The sequence below is a fragment of the Proteus penneri genome (assembly GCF_003144535.1).
Classification (GTDB): Bacteria; Pseudomonadota; Gammaproteobacteria; order Enterobacterales; family Enterobacteriaceae; genus Proteus; species Proteus penneri.
Window position 1 is genome coordinate 1 of the sequence record NZ_PHFJ01000016.1, and the last position, 14,902, is coordinate 14,902.

Annotated in this window: 13 protein-coding genes and 1 rRNA gene; 10 read left to right on the forward strand and 4 right to left on the reverse strand. The window is 39.4% G+C overall.

Features of this window, described 5'->3' with window-relative positions; genetic code table 11:
- The first annotated feature begins 263 nt into the window (after positions 1 to 263).
- Positions 264 to 379: ribosomal RNA gene (gene rrf, locus CUB63_RS16555) — 5S ribosomal RNA — on the forward strand.
- 130 nt (positions 380 to 509) lie between these two features.
- Here rrf and CUB63_RS16560 read toward each other — a convergent pair.
- Positions 510 to 1,169, reverse strand: coding sequence for a GntR family transcriptional regulator (locus tag CUB63_RS16560; RefSeq protein WP_109848534.1), 660 nt, complete (start codon positions 1,167 to 1,169; stop codon positions 510 to 512).
- Between the two features lie 467 nt (positions 1,170 to 1,636).
- Here CUB63_RS16560 and CUB63_RS16565 point away from each other — a divergent pair, with 467 nt between their 5' ends.
- The 7 genes from CUB63_RS16565 (at position 1,637) to CUB63_RS16595 (ending at position 9,185) form a co-directional block, all read left to right on the forward strand.
- Positions 1,637 to 2,887, forward strand: coding sequence for an NRAMP family divalent metal transporter (locus CUB63_RS16565; protein ID WP_072063851.1), 1,251 nt, complete (start codon positions 1,637 to 1,639; stop codon positions 2,885 to 2,887).
- A gap of 13 nt (positions 2,888 to 2,900) precedes the next feature.
- Positions 2,901 to 3,686, forward strand: coding sequence for a LamB/YcsF family protein (locus CUB63_RS16570; protein ID WP_109848535.1), 786 nt, complete (start codon positions 2,901 to 2,903; stop codon positions 3,684 to 3,686).
- A gap of 2 nt (positions 3,687 to 3,688) precedes the next feature.
- Positions 3,689 to 4,495 carry a putative hydro-lyase gene (locus CUB63_RS16575; RefSeq protein WP_006535479.1) on the forward strand — a complete coding sequence of 269 codons (807 nt, stop codon included), beginning with the start codon at positions 3,689 to 3,691 and terminating at the stop codon, positions 4,493 to 4,495.
- 14 nt (positions 4,496 to 4,509) lie between these two features.
- Positions 4,510 to 6,087, forward strand: coding sequence for a 5-oxoprolinase subunit B/C family protein (locus tag CUB63_RS16580; RefSeq protein WP_109848536.1), 1,578 nt, complete (start codon positions 4,510 to 4,512; stop codon positions 6,085 to 6,087).
- A gap of 16 nt (positions 6,088 to 6,103) precedes the next feature.
- Entirely contained in the window at positions 6,104 to 7,849 is a 1,746-nt protein-coding gene (locus CUB63_RS16585; RefSeq protein ID WP_109848537.1) for an acetyl/propionyl/methylcrotonyl-CoA carboxylase subunit alpha, read from the forward strand.
- A 203-nt stretch (positions 7,850 to 8,052) separates the two neighbouring features.
- Positions 8,053 to 8,850, forward strand: a complete 798-nt coding sequence (locus CUB63_RS16590) for a sulfite exporter TauE/SafE family protein (RefSeq protein ID WP_109848538.1) — start codon at positions 8,053 to 8,055, stop codon at positions 8,848 to 8,850.
- Between the two features lie 104 nt (positions 8,851 to 8,954).
- Positions 8,955 to 9,185, forward strand: coding sequence for a hypothetical protein (locus CUB63_RS16595; RefSeq protein WP_109848539.1), 231 nt, complete (start codon positions 8,955 to 8,957; stop codon positions 9,183 to 9,185).
- A 38-nt stretch (positions 9,186 to 9,223) separates the two neighbouring features.
- Here CUB63_RS16595 and CUB63_RS16600 read toward each other — a convergent pair whose 3' ends face one another.
- Complete coding sequence (locus CUB63_RS16600; protein WP_006535471.1) at positions 9,224 to 9,664, reverse strand: PACE efflux transporter; 441 nt, start codon at positions 9,662 to 9,664, stop codon at positions 9,224 to 9,226.
- A gap of 111 nt (positions 9,665 to 9,775) precedes the next feature.
- Between CUB63_RS16600 and CUB63_RS16605 the strand changes: the two genes are divergently transcribed.
- Positions 9,776 to 10,678 (forward strand): LysR family transcriptional regulator, encoded by a 903-nt coding sequence (locus CUB63_RS16605; RefSeq protein ID WP_006535470.1) that lies wholly within the window; start codon positions 9,776 to 9,778, stop codon positions 10,676 to 10,678.
- Here CUB63_RS16605 and narL read toward each other — a convergent pair.
- Together narL and narX are read right to left on the reverse strand one after the other, a co-directional pair.
- Positions 10,675 to 11,328 carry a two-component system response regulator NarL gene (gene narL, locus CUB63_RS16610; protein ID WP_109399424.1) on the reverse strand — a complete coding sequence of 218 codons (654 nt, stop codon included), beginning with the start codon at positions 11,326 to 11,328 and terminating at the stop codon, positions 10,675 to 10,677. The two genes, CUB63_RS16605 and narL, sit on opposite strands and share 4 nt — an antisense overlap.
- A 25-nt stretch (positions 11,329 to 11,353) precedes the next feature.
- The gene (narX, locus tag CUB63_RS16615) at positions 11,354 to 13,159 is read right to left on the reverse strand and encodes a nitrate/nitrite two-component system sensor histidine kinase NarX (protein ID WP_109848540.1); all 1,806 of its coding nucleotides are present in this window, start codon (positions 13,157 to 13,159) and stop codon (positions 11,354 to 11,356) included.
- A 297-nt stretch (positions 13,160 to 13,456) separates the two neighbouring features.
- On the opposite strand from narX, the gene CUB63_RS16620 reads away from it, so the two are divergent.
- Positions 13,457 to 14,851 (forward strand): NarK family nitrate/nitrite MFS transporter, encoded by a 1,395-nt coding sequence (locus tag CUB63_RS16620; protein WP_109848541.1) that lies wholly within the window; start codon positions 13,457 to 13,459, stop codon positions 14,849 to 14,851.
- Positions 14,852 to 14,902: the final 51 nt, after the last annotated feature.

Genomic DNA, 14,902 nt, shown 5'->3' on the forward strand with positions numbered 1-14,902 from the left:
GTAGCGATACGTTGAGCTAACCAGTACTAATGAACCGTGAGGCTTAACCTGACAACACCGAAGGTGTTTTGTCTGAGAGACAAAGATGAATGAAGTAGGCTTGTTTAAGATTGAATATTACTGGTTACGAACTGATGAAGGGTGAGTAACGGGTAATAAAACAGACCAGTTTGTCTGGAACAAACTGGAACAGTGCAGAGCACTGGCCCCAAAGGGGTGAGTCTCAGGAAGAGACGAATAATTAAAGAATTTGAAGAATTCTGCTTGGCGGCCATAGCGCAACGGTCCCACCTGATCCCATGCCGAACTCAGAAGTGAAACGTTGTAGCGCCGATGGTAGTGTGGGGTCTCCCCATGTGAGAGTAGGGAACTGCCAGGCATTAATTAAGACGAGAAAGCCAACCCAATGGGTTGGCTTTTTTGCGTTTGGAGTTTTTAAATAAAATAATAATGAAAAATACACTATTTAGATGCCCCAACATAGGGCATTTTTATTATTAATTGAATAATTAACAAAAATTATGACGAGAGAATGCAGCGAGCACTGTCCTTTCTGAAATTTCCAAATAGTCTTCCATTGCCATCGCAGCTTCTTGTGCTTTGCCATCCATTAATAGCCTTAAAATCTGTTCATTTTTCTCAATATAAGGTGCATGTAGTAATTGAGGATCGTTTAATAAACCGAAGGCTAAACGTAATTCTACTAGAATAAGTTGGTATTGTTTAAACAGTCTAGGGCTATCTGAAAGCTCAACAATTGCGGTATGAAAATGCATGTTACAGGTTCCGACACTATTCCAATCTTGTTGTTCTTGAAACTTTTTTGCTTGTTCGACACTATCTTGCATTCTAATAATGGCTGGGTGCATAGGATAAGAATGTCGTAATGCATCACACTCAATTAACCGTCTTACACGATAAATATCCATAATAGAGGCCATATCTGGTACTGAAACAAAAACCCCACGATTAGGTTTATAAGTTAACAGCCCTTCTTGCGTCAACACACGAAAAACTTCTCTCAAAGTATTACGCGATATCTCTAGCGTTTCACTTAATGCGGTTTCTGAAAGTCTTTCACCAGGAGGTAATTCTCCTATAGTGATCTTTTGTCGAATAATATTGGCGACTTTTTGAGAAAGAATTTGTGGAGATGTTTTTTTCTGCATTATCTTCTGCTATTAGCTCAATAGAAACATCTATTCTATCAGTGAGCTTTACAATATATAACCTCTATTGTCGCTGTATGTTGTACTTATCACTCTCTACAATATTGCTTTCTGTTTCTTTTTATTAAAAAAATTGATTTTTTCTTTATCAATTTTTAATGTTCAAATTTATTTTTCTTTATTTATATGCACTATTTTTGTGCATCTTATCTTTTTATGCTTCATTCCCGTGCATTTTTGATACGAATAAATCATCTCAAATTGTCAATAAAATGTTAAAAATGCGATCTTCTTTGCACTTTTATCATCCCATATTTAAATCTATTTGCTTATTTATTCATCTATTATTATTAATTGTTCAACAATCTAACATCACTTGATTAACAATCACGTATTCATGCTCAACAATGGCATGTAAATTGCCTTAGTAATAATAATTAAAATAATGATGATAAAGGGGGTAGCTTATGGCTACACAAGATTCTGCAAATACAGCTCCAACTTCGTTTATAAAAAGTAGACGTTCCTCTCTGATTGCCGCTATTTTTTTAATGGCAACCTCAGCAATTGGTCCTGGTTTTATTACACAAACTGCAACCTTTACGGCGACAATGGGGGCCGCATTTGCGTTTGGGATCTTAGCGTCGATTGTGATTGATTTTATTGTGCAACAAAGTATTTGGCGAGTGATCACGGTAACCAATATGCGGGCTTCAGATATTGCCAACAAAGCTATCCCGGGAAGTGGCTATTTGCTGGCGATATTAGTTATCTTCGGTGGTTTAGTTTTTAACGTTGGTAATATTGCAGGTGCAGGATTAGGGCTTAATGCAATGGTTGGACTAGATCCTAAATGGGGTGGGATCTTAAGTGCATTGCTTGCGATCTATATTTTCTCTTCACGTAAAGCCAGTAACTTTATTGATCGTATGATTATCATTCTTGGTATGGTCATGATCTTACTAACTGTTTTTGTTATGTTTGCATCCAATCCACCGATTGGCGAAGCATTAAGACAAACAGTTTTACCTGACTCTATTAACTTTGCCACAATTACCACGATTGTGGGGGGAACAGTAGGGGGTTATATCTGTTATGCGGGTGCTCATCGTCTTCTTGATAAGGGAACGACGGGTATTGAGAATATTGAAGCGGTATCGAACGCTGCAACAAAAGGTATCTTAGTTGTTGGATTGATGCGCTACATTTTGTTCCTTGCCATTTTAGGTGTTGTGGCTAGCGGTGTAACATTAGATATTTCTAGCCATGCTGCTAACCCTGCTTCACAAGCATTTCAACATGCTGCGGGTTTAGCTGGGTTACGTATCTTCGGTCTTATCTTATGGGCCGCTGCTCTCACTAGTGTTATTGGTGCTGCTTACACCTCTATGTCATTTATTACGGTGTTTAAAAAAGGGATCACAGAACGCCAACGTAATATCGCAACCATTATCTTTATTGCTGTTTCATTAGCTATTTATATGATGATGGGAACAGCGCCCGCTGCTCTATTAGTCTTTGCCGGTGGTTTTAATGGTCTGATTTTACCTATTGGTATGACATTGTTTATTTTTGTTGCATGGCGTCGCCAAGACTTAATGAATGGCTATAAATACCCAGCATGGTTGTTATGGTCAGGCATTTTAGTCTGTGTACTGACTTGGTATATGGGCATCATGTCAGTCGGTGCGATTTTCAACTACCTCAAGATTGCTTAAAGGAATAATAACAATGATAAATGCCATCGATTTAAACAGTGATTTAGGTGAAAGCTTCGGACAATGGACAATGGGCAATGACGATGCAGTACTTGAAATAGTCAGTAGTGCCAATATTGCCTGTGGTTTCCATGCTGGCTCCCCGGATGGAATTTTAAGAACATTAAAAGCGGCAAAACAACACAATGTCGCAATAGGGGCACATGTCGCTTATCCTGATTTAGTGGGTTTTGGTCGCCGTAATATGGATATCGCCAGTGATGAATTAACCGCAGATGTGATTTATCAAATAGGTGCTTTGCAAGGATTGGCAAAAGCAGTGGGTTTGAGCGTGACTTATGTTAAGCCTCATGGCGCGTTGTATAACACAATTGCTCATGATAAACGCCAAGCACTTGCTGTTATTGAGGCGATACTCGCCGTAGATCCTCAACTGACATTAGTTGCTTTAGCAGGATCACCTTTGATTACTCTTGCAAAAGAAAAAGGACTTCGTGTTATAGCCGAAGCCTTTGCAGACAGAGCTTATCACGCTGATGGCACTCTGGTTTCTCGTAAAAAAGAGGGCGCAGTTTTACATGATCCTGAACGTGTTGCACAACGTATGCTACAACTTGTACAAGAAGGTGGTGTTGAGTCTATAGAAGGTATTTTTACGGCGATAAAAGCTGATTCTATTTGTGTTCATGGTGATAGTCCTGATGCAGTCAATTTAGCCAAAAGCGTAAAAGAAACTTTAATAAATCATGGTATTGCAATTAAATCATTTGCTCCTGCTTTACTGAAAGTTAAGGGGTAAATATGACAACTTTAATGAAAGCAACTGCTGATGCAATCACCAAAGCACAAGAGGCTCGATTAGCAATTCGTCATGGTTTAGCTATACCAACAGCAGGTATGGCAAAAGGAATGACACAAGCAAATATGATTAGTTTGCCTCGCGATTGGGCATTCGACTTTTTACTTTATGCACAGCGTAATCCTAAAAGTTGCCCTATCTTAGATGTTTGTGAATCAGGTAGTTATCGTACTGTTTTAGCGAAAAACGCCGATCTGCGTACTGACATTCCTCTTTACCGTGTTTGGGAAAATGGCAAATTAACAGATGAGATTACAGATGCTACAGCCATATGGGCACAACACCCCGATCTCGTAACGTTTCTTATTGGTTGTAGTTTCACTTTTGAAACGCCGATGTTAGAAGCGGGTATTGAAATTCGACACATTACGGATAACTGCAATGTTCCGATGTATAAAACCAATCGTTTATGTCGCCCAGCAGGACGATTAGAAGGCGAGTTAGTGGTTTCAATGCGTCCTATTCCGTCAGATAGAATTGCTGATGCAGTAATGATCAGCGGCCGCTTTCCTTCGGTACACGGTGCTCCCGTGCATATTGGCTCACCTGATGCTCTAGGTATTAACGATATTATGTCGCCTGATTTTGGTTCACCAGTGAGAATTGAAGAAGGTGAGATCCCCGTGTTTTGGGCTTGTGGTGTCACACCACAAGCGGCGGTGATGCGTTCAGGCGTTCCTTTCGCGCTCAGTCATGCTCCGGGGCATATGTTTATTACTGATGTGCCTGATGCTGCTTATCATGTATAAGGGAGGAAGATACTTTGCGCTTTTTGCCTGTTAACTTGTCTCACTTACTTGTCGAACTCTCCTCTTTAAAAGAGACGCTCGCATTGTATGAATCCGTTAAACAAGCGGATATTGCTGCTATTGAAGATATTGTACCCGCAGCGAAAACGCTCTTAATTCACTATACACCGTGGCTAATTACGGCTGAAGAACTTGTTGTTCAGCTCCGACAATTAGAAATCAAAGCGCTATCAGCACGTCAAACACAGTCATTAACGATCCCTGTTCATTATCAAGGTGAAGATCTCAATGAGGTCGCTGAATTATTAGGGATCACTACCAATGAAGTGATCCGCAGACATACAGAACAAACCTATCAAGTTGCATTCACTGGTTTTGCACCGGGGTTTGCTTATCTGATCGCTGATGAAACCCAGCTCTATGTACCTCGTCGTAAAACGCCTCGTACACGGATCCCAGCAGGTTCTGTTGGATTAGCCGGTGAATTTAGTGGTGTGTATCCACAACAAAGTCCCGGCGGTTGGCAGTTAATCGGAACGACGGAAATAAAAATGTGGGATCTTTCCCGCGAACAACCCGCCTTTTTATTACCGGGAAATGAAGTGCATTTTATTGATGCACAAAAAGCACCAATAACCGTTTCATTGCCTGAAAAAAAATCGGCAGTAGCTCCCCCTCTTTCATTAAATGATACAGGCTTATATGTCATTTCGGCAGGGTTACAGACATTATTTCAAGATGAAGGACGAATTGGTGCTGCATCAATGGGGGTTTCTGCTTCTGGTGCACTAGATAAACCCGCTTTACATGCGGCTAATCGTTTAGTTGGGAATCCGACAACCTTCGTGGCACTTGAGATAACTCAAGGTGGATTAACACTTAAAGCGCGACAAGATTGTGTTATTGCCTTAACTGGGGCGGATTGTTCTATTTTACTAAAACATGAGTCGGGAAAGAGTGAATATCTATCAAGCTATCAACCAATTGATGTTCGTTGTGGTGATGAAATTATTTTAGGTATACCAACAACAGGGGTACGTAGCTATCTTGCTGTGAGAGGTGGGTTTGAATTACCTAAAGTTTTAGGTAGTCAGGCTTTTGATACTTTAGCGCAAATTGGGCCTAGTGCACTGCAAGAAGGAGATGTCCTTCATCTGAATAATGAAAGCATTTCAAACGGTATTGTAGCCGATGAACAGCCAACATCAGTGCTGCCAAAACAAGGTGATATTGTCACACTTGATATCGTTTTAGGCCCTCGTACTGACTGGTTTACCGCGGATGCAATAAAGACGCTAACCTCTCAATTATGGCAAGTCACACCACAATCTAATCGTATTGGTTTACGTTTATTGGGCGAAACGCCCCTTGCGCGTGAGCAACAACAAGAATTATCAAGTGAAGGCACCTGTATTGGTGCAATACAAGTACCAATTAATGGGCAGCCTGTTTTGTTTCTTAACGATCACCCATTAACAGGGGGCTATCCTGTTATTGGTGCTGTCGCTGAATATCACTTACCACTCGCAGGGCAAATCCCTGTTAACGCTAAAATTCGTTTTAATCCAATTACCGAATTTCAAGAATATTGATAGGAGAATGCCACTCATGACAACAATTAACCAAAAACAACGAGTGAAGCATCGAGTACTTATTGCAAATCGAGGTGAAATCGCGGTTCGCATTATTCGTGCTTGTCAGGATTATGGTGCCACTTCAATTGCCATTTATGCCAATGATGATATTGATGCACTACACGTTCGTCTTGCTGATGAAGCTTATGGACTCAATGGTAATTTACCGAAAGAAAGCTATTTAGATATCAACAAAATTATTGATATTGCTAGTAAAGCTAAAGCGACGATGATCCATCCAGGCTATGGTTTTCTTTCAGAGCGTGCAGATTTTGCAAAAGCGGTACAAGAAGCCGGATTTATTTGGGTCGGGCCAAATCCTGAAACGATTGAGGTACTTGGCGATAAAGTGAAAGCACGTAAAATTGCACAATCTGTTGGTGCTCCTCTTGTAAATGGTACGGCTGATCCTGTTAATAATACCAAAGAAGTATTAGATTTTGCCAAGCAATATGGTTTGCCAGTTGCGATTAAAGCCGCTTTTGGTGGTGGTGGGCGAGGCTTAAAAATTGCCCATAAAATGGAAGAAATTGAAGAGCTTTATCATTCCGCAGTACGAGAAGCAGTCACCGCATTTGGACGTGGTGAATGTTACGTTGAACAATTCTTAGATAAACCTCGTCATATCGAGGCGCAAATTATCGCAGATAAATTAGGCAATGTTGTTGTCGTTGGAACACGAGATTGTTCGCTACAACGTCGTAATCAAAAGCTGATTGAAGAAGCCCCAGCACCTTATTTAACAGATGAACAACGTGAACGTATTCACCAATCAGCTAAAGATATTTGTGTTAAAGCGGGCTATATAGGGGCAGGTACAGTTGAGTTTTTATTAAGTGCAAATGGCACTATCTCATTTCTGGAAGTAAACACTCGTCTACAAGTAGAGCATCCAGTGACAGAAGAAACGGCAGGCATTGATTTAGTTATCGAGCAGTTACGTATCGCTGAAGGGTTGCCACTCAGTATTGATAAAACCCCTGTCCCGCGCGGTCATTCTTTTGAATTTAGGATCAATGCAGAAGATCCGGCGAAAGGTTTTTTACCTACACCCGGTTTAATTACACATTTTTCTCAGCCTTCAGGTCCAGGTGTGCGAGTAGACAGTGGTGTTGCTGAAAATAATCAGGTTTCACGCCAATTCGATTCAATGATGGCCAAACTGATAGTGACAGGTGCAACACGTGAACAAGCCATTGCACGGGCTCGTCGGGCATTATCTGAATTTAAAATAGAAGGTGTGGCAAGTGTATTGCCTTTCCATTGTGAAATGATGGAACACCCCGATTTTACTGAAGATTTTAAGGTACATACTCGTTGGATTGAAACTGATTTTCAGGCAAAAAATAGCCATTTCCCACGTAGTACATCAGCAAAAAATGAAGAACTCGTTCGTACCTTTATTGAAATTGATGGTCGTCGTCATGAACTTGCTTTGCCAGCTCAATTATTATCACTCTCTGCGGTAATACCAACAGCAATGAATGCCAGTCATGAGAAAGAAGAGAATGAAAAAGCAGTTATTGCGCCAATTTCTGGTGTATTACATAGCTGGATCTTATCTGATGGTGACAACGTCAAAGAAGGTGATGTTATTGCTATTATGGAAGCGATGAAAATGGAAGTTCAGGTGGTCGCATCTTGTGACGGGGTATTACAGCAAAAAGCTAAAACAGGTGATTACTTTTCAGCAGAAACCGTTTTAGCTGAAATAAATTAAGCGTATTAAAGAATTAATATATTGATTAATAAGAATAATACCTGCCTTTAATATTCGCCCTTTAAGATGAGTAAATTTCGTATTAAAGGGCTTTTTTATAATAACTTTATTTATATATCTATTTGTTATATCTAATTCCTTTTGGTTATAAGTTATTTTGCCTATAATCTAGGCTCGCTAAATTATCAGCAAAAGGAAATAAGATGTTACTCGTCTCACAATTGCTTATCGGCGCTGCAATAGGGTTAGTTATTACAACGACCGGTGTTGGCGGAGGCGTTATTTTATTGCCTGTTCTTATTTATCTTTTTGGAATGAATGCATTAGCGGCTGTGGCAACGGCTAATTTGTTATCTATGCTAATGAAACTCTCGTCTTCTTATATTCATTTTCGGTTAGGTAATATTCCATTAAAACCCGCATTATTAATTTTGGCGATCATGTTTCCTGCAACTTTTTTAGCGAGTTATGGGGTGACGTGGTTGGGATCGCAACCTCAATATTACGATCGTGTTGAATCTGGTATTAATATTTTAATGATCGTTGCCATCGTGTTTTCATTGATTTTGTTTTTACAACGAATGATAAGAAGATCAACAGGTTCAGATCTTTTAATTTCTTTGCCACCACCTTCATCCGTTACTTTTTCTTCCTTATTTGTACCAGGAATGAGTGCTGGGCTTGTGCTTGGAGCGACGGGAGTTGGAGGGGGATTAGTGGTATTGCCTGTATTAATGCGTTTTGCACAAATGGGGATTAAAGAGGCAATTGGGACCTCTATTTTTATTACTACGATCCTTTCGGGTGGCTCAGCGATTGCTTATAGTGCTGGTGGTTATACCGATGTTCACACGGCACTTATTCTTTGCTTAGGATCATTATTCTCTATTCCATTAGCACGCTATTTACTTGTCTATTTATCAGAGCGTTTTTTCCAATATTTAACACTGTCGTTTATTCTGATCAGCATCATTATGATGAGTTGGAAGTTAATAAATTAACTTAATGTAATATCGAGTGAGTCAATCTTTCTCTTATTCTCTTTAGTTAGACTAAACTTATTCTATCATCATTAGATTAACGACTAAGAGTAAGTAAAAACGAGATGAACATTAAAATAGGTGATGAATTTTTAGTTTATATGGCGCTAGGTGAAGAAAGCTATATGAAAGAGTATTATCGTGTTGTTGAATTAGATACTCAACTTTCTCAAGTAACAGGTAAGTTACTCAAAAGAACAACGGCTGATGATAAAAATATTGGTTTGGGTCGTTGTGAGTTAGAAGGCGGTATTGAGCAATTTGCATTAGAAGATATCTACCCCGTTAAAAAGTGATCTTAATTGCAGATCACTCTTCTTAATTCATTTGTCGTTTAGGCTACAGGCGCATTTTCAGGTAATGCAGATGCTGGTAAACCAAATACTTTGTCAAATACCCAGTTATAAACGAAAGTATAACAAGGGATAATAATTATCAGCACAAAATCCATCACTAACGCTTGCCATAACGAAACATTAAGCCACCATGCAATTAATGGGATTAAATAGAGTACTAGTGTTAGCTGAAATCCAATTGCATGTACAATACGGCGCCTAAAAGTTCGAATTCTTGAAATCTGCCTACTTTCCCAAAATTCAAACATACAGTTATAAATAAAATTCCAACTCACCGCGATTGTTGTTATCACAAGCGCTAATGGGCCAGTTACTGCTGTTGAGCTATCAGCCAAAAGAGCAAGTCCAACGGATGAAATAACCCAGCCAAAAATCTCATAAGCTGTCACGTAGACAATTTTTCGTTTAATACCTTGCATTGTGCTCTCTTTTTTCTGTGGATCCGTGTTGTTAAGCATCGTAAGATAAATCAGCAAGAATGACATAAAAAGTCAACTAGTATCAATTTAACTGAAACATCAGGAGTGAACATGCAGTTTTCAAGTGAACATATTGCGATATTTTTAGCCGTGATGGATAAGGGATCTTTCTCTGCAGCAGCACGTTCATTAAAACGTGTTCCTTCTGCAGTTAGTATGGCGATTGCCAATATGGAAGCTGAATTAGGCTATGCTCTTTTTGAGCGCTCATCACGAGAGCCTCAACCAACCGAAAAAGCCAAAGCACTTGAACCTCATGCCAGAATGATCGCAGAGCAATTAAAATTATTACAAGTGCATGCACAAGAGCTTTCCATGGATCTCGAAAGTGTTTTAAATATTGGTGTTGCAGCTGATATTAATCCTGATTATTTATTACCTGCGTTATCTGAATTAACCCAACGTTATCCATTACTTAATGTGAATGTGATAACCGCAGCACAAGACGACATTATTGAAATGTTGCATTCACATAAAATTCAATTGAGCCTCGTTTATGGGGGCTTGTATGTGAATGGTGATGAGCAATTTCAATATCTTGGCTCAGAGTCATTAGTGGCAACAATCTCAGCAAGTCATATTGCATTAGCACACCCAGCAGGCGTATTTATTGAGGATTTAGTGAATGTTCGCCAAATTATGATCGCTAGTCACACCAAAGAGTTGAGAGATGAACGCTCATTAGTGGCTACAAATTATTGGCAAACGGATAGTTTTCAAATGGCATTAGGTATGGTTGAAGCGGGAATGGGATGGGGTAATTTACCGTATTCGCTGATTTATACTCAATTACAAAAAGGAAAATTAAAACAGCTGCAGTTTAAGAATACGAAAAATGAGTTACGATTGCCTATTCATGCCATGTGGCTAAAAGGGGAGTCGTTACAAAAAGGGGCAAAAGAATTAGTTGAGCTGATGAGTTCTCATCAGCCCATTGTACCTAATTTTGATTAATCGATACGTTGTTGATGAACCCAAACGGCAACTTCAACACGAGATTTTAGCTTCATCTTTTTTAGTAAGTGTTTAACGTGCACTTTGACCGTACTTTCTGTGATATCAAGTTTACGTGCGATCATTTTATTGGATAGCCCTTGCGCTATTAATTTTAAAATATCACGTTCACGCGGGGTGAGTTGTTCAATATCACGCTCACCTTCAGAACGATCTTCACGTAATGATTCTGCTAAAATCGGCGTTAATGCAGGACTGACAACCATTTTTCCGGCAGCCGCCTGTTTAAGTGCTGCAAGCAATTCTTCAGGCTCCATATCTTTTAAAAGATAGCCATCTGCACCACGTTTTAACGCTGTGACTAAATCATCACTATAATTTGATACGCTGAAAACAACGATCCGACCTGATAACGACTTTAGTCGAAGTTGATCAAGTGTTTCAAAACCATTCATTCCTGGCATATTCAGATCCAGCAAAATTAAATCTGGATCTAATTCTTCTGCGAGTTTCACGCCTTGAATACCATCACCCGCTTCCCCAACGACAGTGAGTGTTGTATCAAGACTTAAGAGTTGTTTTACACCATTGCGTAGCATTGGGTGGTCATCAATGAGTAAAATTGTCGCTTTTTCTGTGGGTGATCCCATGTTATTCATTACGACTTGCTCCATGTTAGACAGGGTCTTTATGAGTAGTGATTAATGGAAATTTAACAAGCACTTGAGTACCGCCCTGTTCACGTACTTTGATAGTATAAGAGCCATTTAAGCTATTTGCGCGTTCACGCATAATAATAAGGCCATAGTGATTTAATTTTTCAGGGTTAGGACTAATTCCTTCACCATTATCGTTAATTTTTAATTCAATAATGCCATTATCGAGAGATAAAGAGACTTCAGCCCAGTTGGCATTGGCATGCTGTAATATATTATTCAATGCTTCACGTACAATTTGAACCACATGAATACTCTGATGTGAATTCACGCATTTTGCAGGTAATTGATAGTCAAAATTAATAGTAAATCCAAGGCGCTGATTAAATTCGGTCAGTGTACTTTCTAACGCAGCTAGTAATCCCGGCTCTGTGAGTTTTAAGCGAAACGTGGTTAACAGTTCTCTTAGTTGACGATAAGCCACATTAAGCTCTTCTCGCATCTCTTTAAGGAGTTTTTGGCTGTTATCCGGTAAGGTTTCTGACTGCATTTGCAAATAGCTAACTTGCATTTTTAAACAAGAAAGCGATTGAGCAATCGAGTCATGTAATTCACGAGCAATTGCCGAACGCTCATCCATGAGTAAAAGCTGTTGCTGCTGTTCGTTTTGCTGTTCCATCGCAAGCATTGCTGAGATCTGTTTTGTTAGTAATAACATTAAATTATTCTGTTCGTCAGTTAAAACTGTATTTTCAGGTAACTGCATAACAAATAATCCATAACGATGGATTTGATCAGCTAATTCCCAATGTAATAACCCACTATTTAATGAAGTCGTTGTTGACGTATTATCTTCACAACGTTCGCATTGCTTATCTGGGCAGTGATGTGGACGTGATTGAGGTTCTAAACTGATTTCATTAAACAGTGTGTGATGATTATCTTCATATAAACGTATCTGCAAATAAGCATCAGGAATGATTTGTTGAAGTTCAAATAGTATCTGTCTTAATCGAGCGCAAAGAGGGGCAGGAGAGTGTAATTGCTGGCTTGAATGATAAAGGTAAGAGAGCACTTTATTTTTCTGTTGTAAGTCGTGCGTTTTTTCGACCACTCTTTTTTCTAATTCACTATACAGCGTAGAAAGCTCTTCTGACATGGTATTGAGTGCGATACCCAATGTGGCAATTTCATCATGGTGTGCGCGCTGATGAAAACGTGCTGAAAAATTACCATGACCAATTGAATGAGCCATCGCCATTAATTGTTGCCAAGGATGTAATAAACGACGGCGAAAATGCCAAACAGAACCAAACAGTAATAACAGAGTGAGTGCAGTAAAAATAAGCTGAGTATAAGCCACCATCCTGATTTTTTGCTCTGTTAGCTGGTCGATACTTAACACTAATTTATCGAGTTGAGAAACAAAAAAGATAACTTCTTCTTTTGCATCATCACGTTGTTTTGCATAGAGCAATGTTGGTTTTAAGGTATCTTTCCAGTAAGTATTTAATTGAGCATATTGTGATTGTAGCGATTCATTGCTTAGCACTTGAAGTAATTCATCACTGTCTAAATCGGTTTCTAATTCATGAAGGTAATAACGATGCTGTTCATCTAGAGGTAAAGCAGATAGCAAACGATAGCTTTGCATTCGCAACGATCCAGATTTATTAATCGCATGAGCGTTACCTTGCACACTCAAAATAATATGGTTAGAAATTGCCATTCCTACCACACCCAATAGCGTGAAAAGTAACATTAATATCGCTATCTGATTAATAATTGAAAAACGGTAGTGCCATTGGATTTTATGTGTACTCATCGTTATTTTTCCAAGTTTATTCTGGCGCTATATTGCCTTAAAAAGACACCCAATGTCATATACTACTAAAGTATTACTCCTAAATATCCAATAGAGATAATTTCACTTCTAAATTATGATGCTTTTAATCTAACTAATTAATTTAAAATAAAAAATTAAGTATTATGTTATTAATACTTAGGTGTAAATAGTGATTTTAGTTCAAAAATCAAACAAATGTTTGCTTGATGCAGATCATGACTAATTAACAATTCTAATCGTACAAAGATGCCAATCTAACCGTTAATCGAGGTTGTTATGGCACTCACTCAACACCCAGAAAAAATGAAAAAAGGGGTGATCAAAGATTGGCATCCTGAAGATAAAGCTTTTTGGGAAAAGACTGGTCAAAAGATCGCTTCACGTAATTTATGGATTTCTGTTCCTTGTTTACTTTTATCATTCTGCGTATGGATGCTTTTTAGTGCTGTTGCAGTAAATTTGAACAAAGTAGGTTTTAACTTTACCACAGATCAGCTATTTATGCTGACGGCACTGCCTTCAGTCTCAGGTGCTATTCTGCGCGTTCCTTATTCCTTTGTTATTCCTATTTTTGGTGGCCGTCGCTGGACGGCAATCAGTACCGTATTTCTGATAATTCCTTGTCTCTGGCTAGGCGTCGCCGTGCAGGACGCCACAACGTCTTACTCAACTTTTATTATAATTTCGCTGTTATGTGGTTTTGCTGGAGCAAACTTTGCATCCAGTATGGCAAACATCAGCTTTTTCTTCCCTAAAGCACGTCAAGGTGGGGCATTAGGATTAAATGGCGGATTAGGTAATCTCGGTGTGAGTGTTATGCAACTCGTCGCCCCTTTAGTGGTTGGCGTTGGTGTTTTTGCTCTATTTAGTGGCCCTGGTGTCGTTCAGCCTGATGGTTCACGTTTATGGCTAGAAAATGCTGCGTGGATTTGGGTTCCTTTCTTGTTGATCCTGACATTTGCAGCTTGGTTTGGTATGAACGACCTTGCGGCTAACAAAGCTTCTTTAAGTCAGCAATTACCTGTTTTAAAACGTGGTCACCTCTGGTTATTAAGTATTTTATACCTGTGTTCTTTTGGCTCATTTATTGGTTTTTCAGCGGGTTTTGCGATGTTATCGAAAACCCAATTTCCCGATATCGTTATTTTGCATTATGCCTTCTTCGGACCTTTATTAGGTGCCTTAGCTCGCCCTGTGGGTGGCGCTTTGTCGGATAAATTTGGAGGCATTCGAGTCACGCTGATTAACTTTATCATTATGGCAATTTTCTCTGCTCTACTCTTCTTAACACTACCTGAAAACGGTGCTGGTGGCTCATTTATCGCGTTCTATGGCGTATTTATGGTGCTGTTTTTAACCGCAGGTTTAGGTAGCGGTTCTACATTCCAAATGATTGCTGTGGTGTTTAGAAAAATCACCGTTGACCGCATGAAAGCACAAGGTGCTTCTGATGAAGCAGTGCAAAAAGAAGCAGTAACAGAAAGTGCAGCTGCGCTTGGTTTTATCTCAGCCATTGGTGCAATTGGTGGCTTCTTTATTCCTAAAGCCTTTGGCACATCGCTTGCAATGACTGGCTCACCTGCCGGTGCCATGAAAATCTTTGTTCTATTTTATATCGCCTGCGTCTTGATCACTTGGTTGGTCTATGGACGTAAACACAATAAACAATAATGACGAATTATACGCAATGTGAGAGCGCTCACGCGCATTGGGAGAGTATCT

Bases quoted from the DNA above. Each gene is read 5' to 3' on its own strand.
- CUB63_RS16605 (WP_006535470.1), top strand. From the start codon at position 9,776: ATGCAGTTTTCAAGTGAACATATTGCGATATTTTTAGCCGTGATGGAT.
- CUB63_RS16590 (WP_109848538.1), top strand. From the start codon at position 8,053: ATGTTACTCGTCTCACAATTGCTTATCGGCGCTGCAATAGGGTTAGTT.
- CUB63_RS16620 (WP_109848541.1), top strand. From the start codon at position 13,457: ATGGCACTCACTCAACACCCAGAAAAAATGAAAAAAGGGGTGATCAAA.
- CUB63_RS16565 (WP_072063851.1), top strand. From the start codon at position 1,637: ATGGCTACACAAGATTCTGCAAATACAGCTCCAACTTCGTTTATAAAA.
- CUB63_RS16560 (WP_109848534.1), bottom strand. From the start codon at position 1,169: ATGCAGAAAAAAACATCTCCACAAATTCTTTCTCAAAAAGTCGCCAAT.
- CUB63_RS16575 (WP_006535479.1), top strand. From the start codon at position 3,689: ATGACAACTTTAATGAAAGCAACTGCTGATGCAATCACCAAAGCACAA.
- CUB63_RS16595 (WP_109848539.1), top strand. From the start codon at position 8,955: ATGAACATTAAAATAGGTGATGAATTTTTAGTTTATATGGCGCTAGGT.
- narL (WP_109399424.1), bottom strand. From the start codon at position 11,328: ATGGGATCACCCACAGAAAAAGCGACAATTTTACTCATTGATGACCAC.
- narX (WP_109848540.1), bottom strand. From the start codon at position 13,159: ATGAGTACACATAAAATCCAATGGCACTACCGTTTTTCAATTATTAAT.
- CUB63_RS16600 (WP_006535471.1), bottom strand. From the start codon at position 9,664: ATGCAAGGTATTAAACGAAAAATTGTCTACGTGACAGCTTATGAGATT.
- CUB63_RS16585 (WP_109848537.1), top strand. From the start codon at position 6,104: ATGACAACAATTAACCAAAAACAACGAGTGAAGCATCGAGTACTTATT.
- CUB63_RS16570 (WP_109848535.1), top strand. From the start codon at position 2,901: ATGATAAATGCCATCGATTTAAACAGTGATTTAGGTGAAAGCTTCGGA.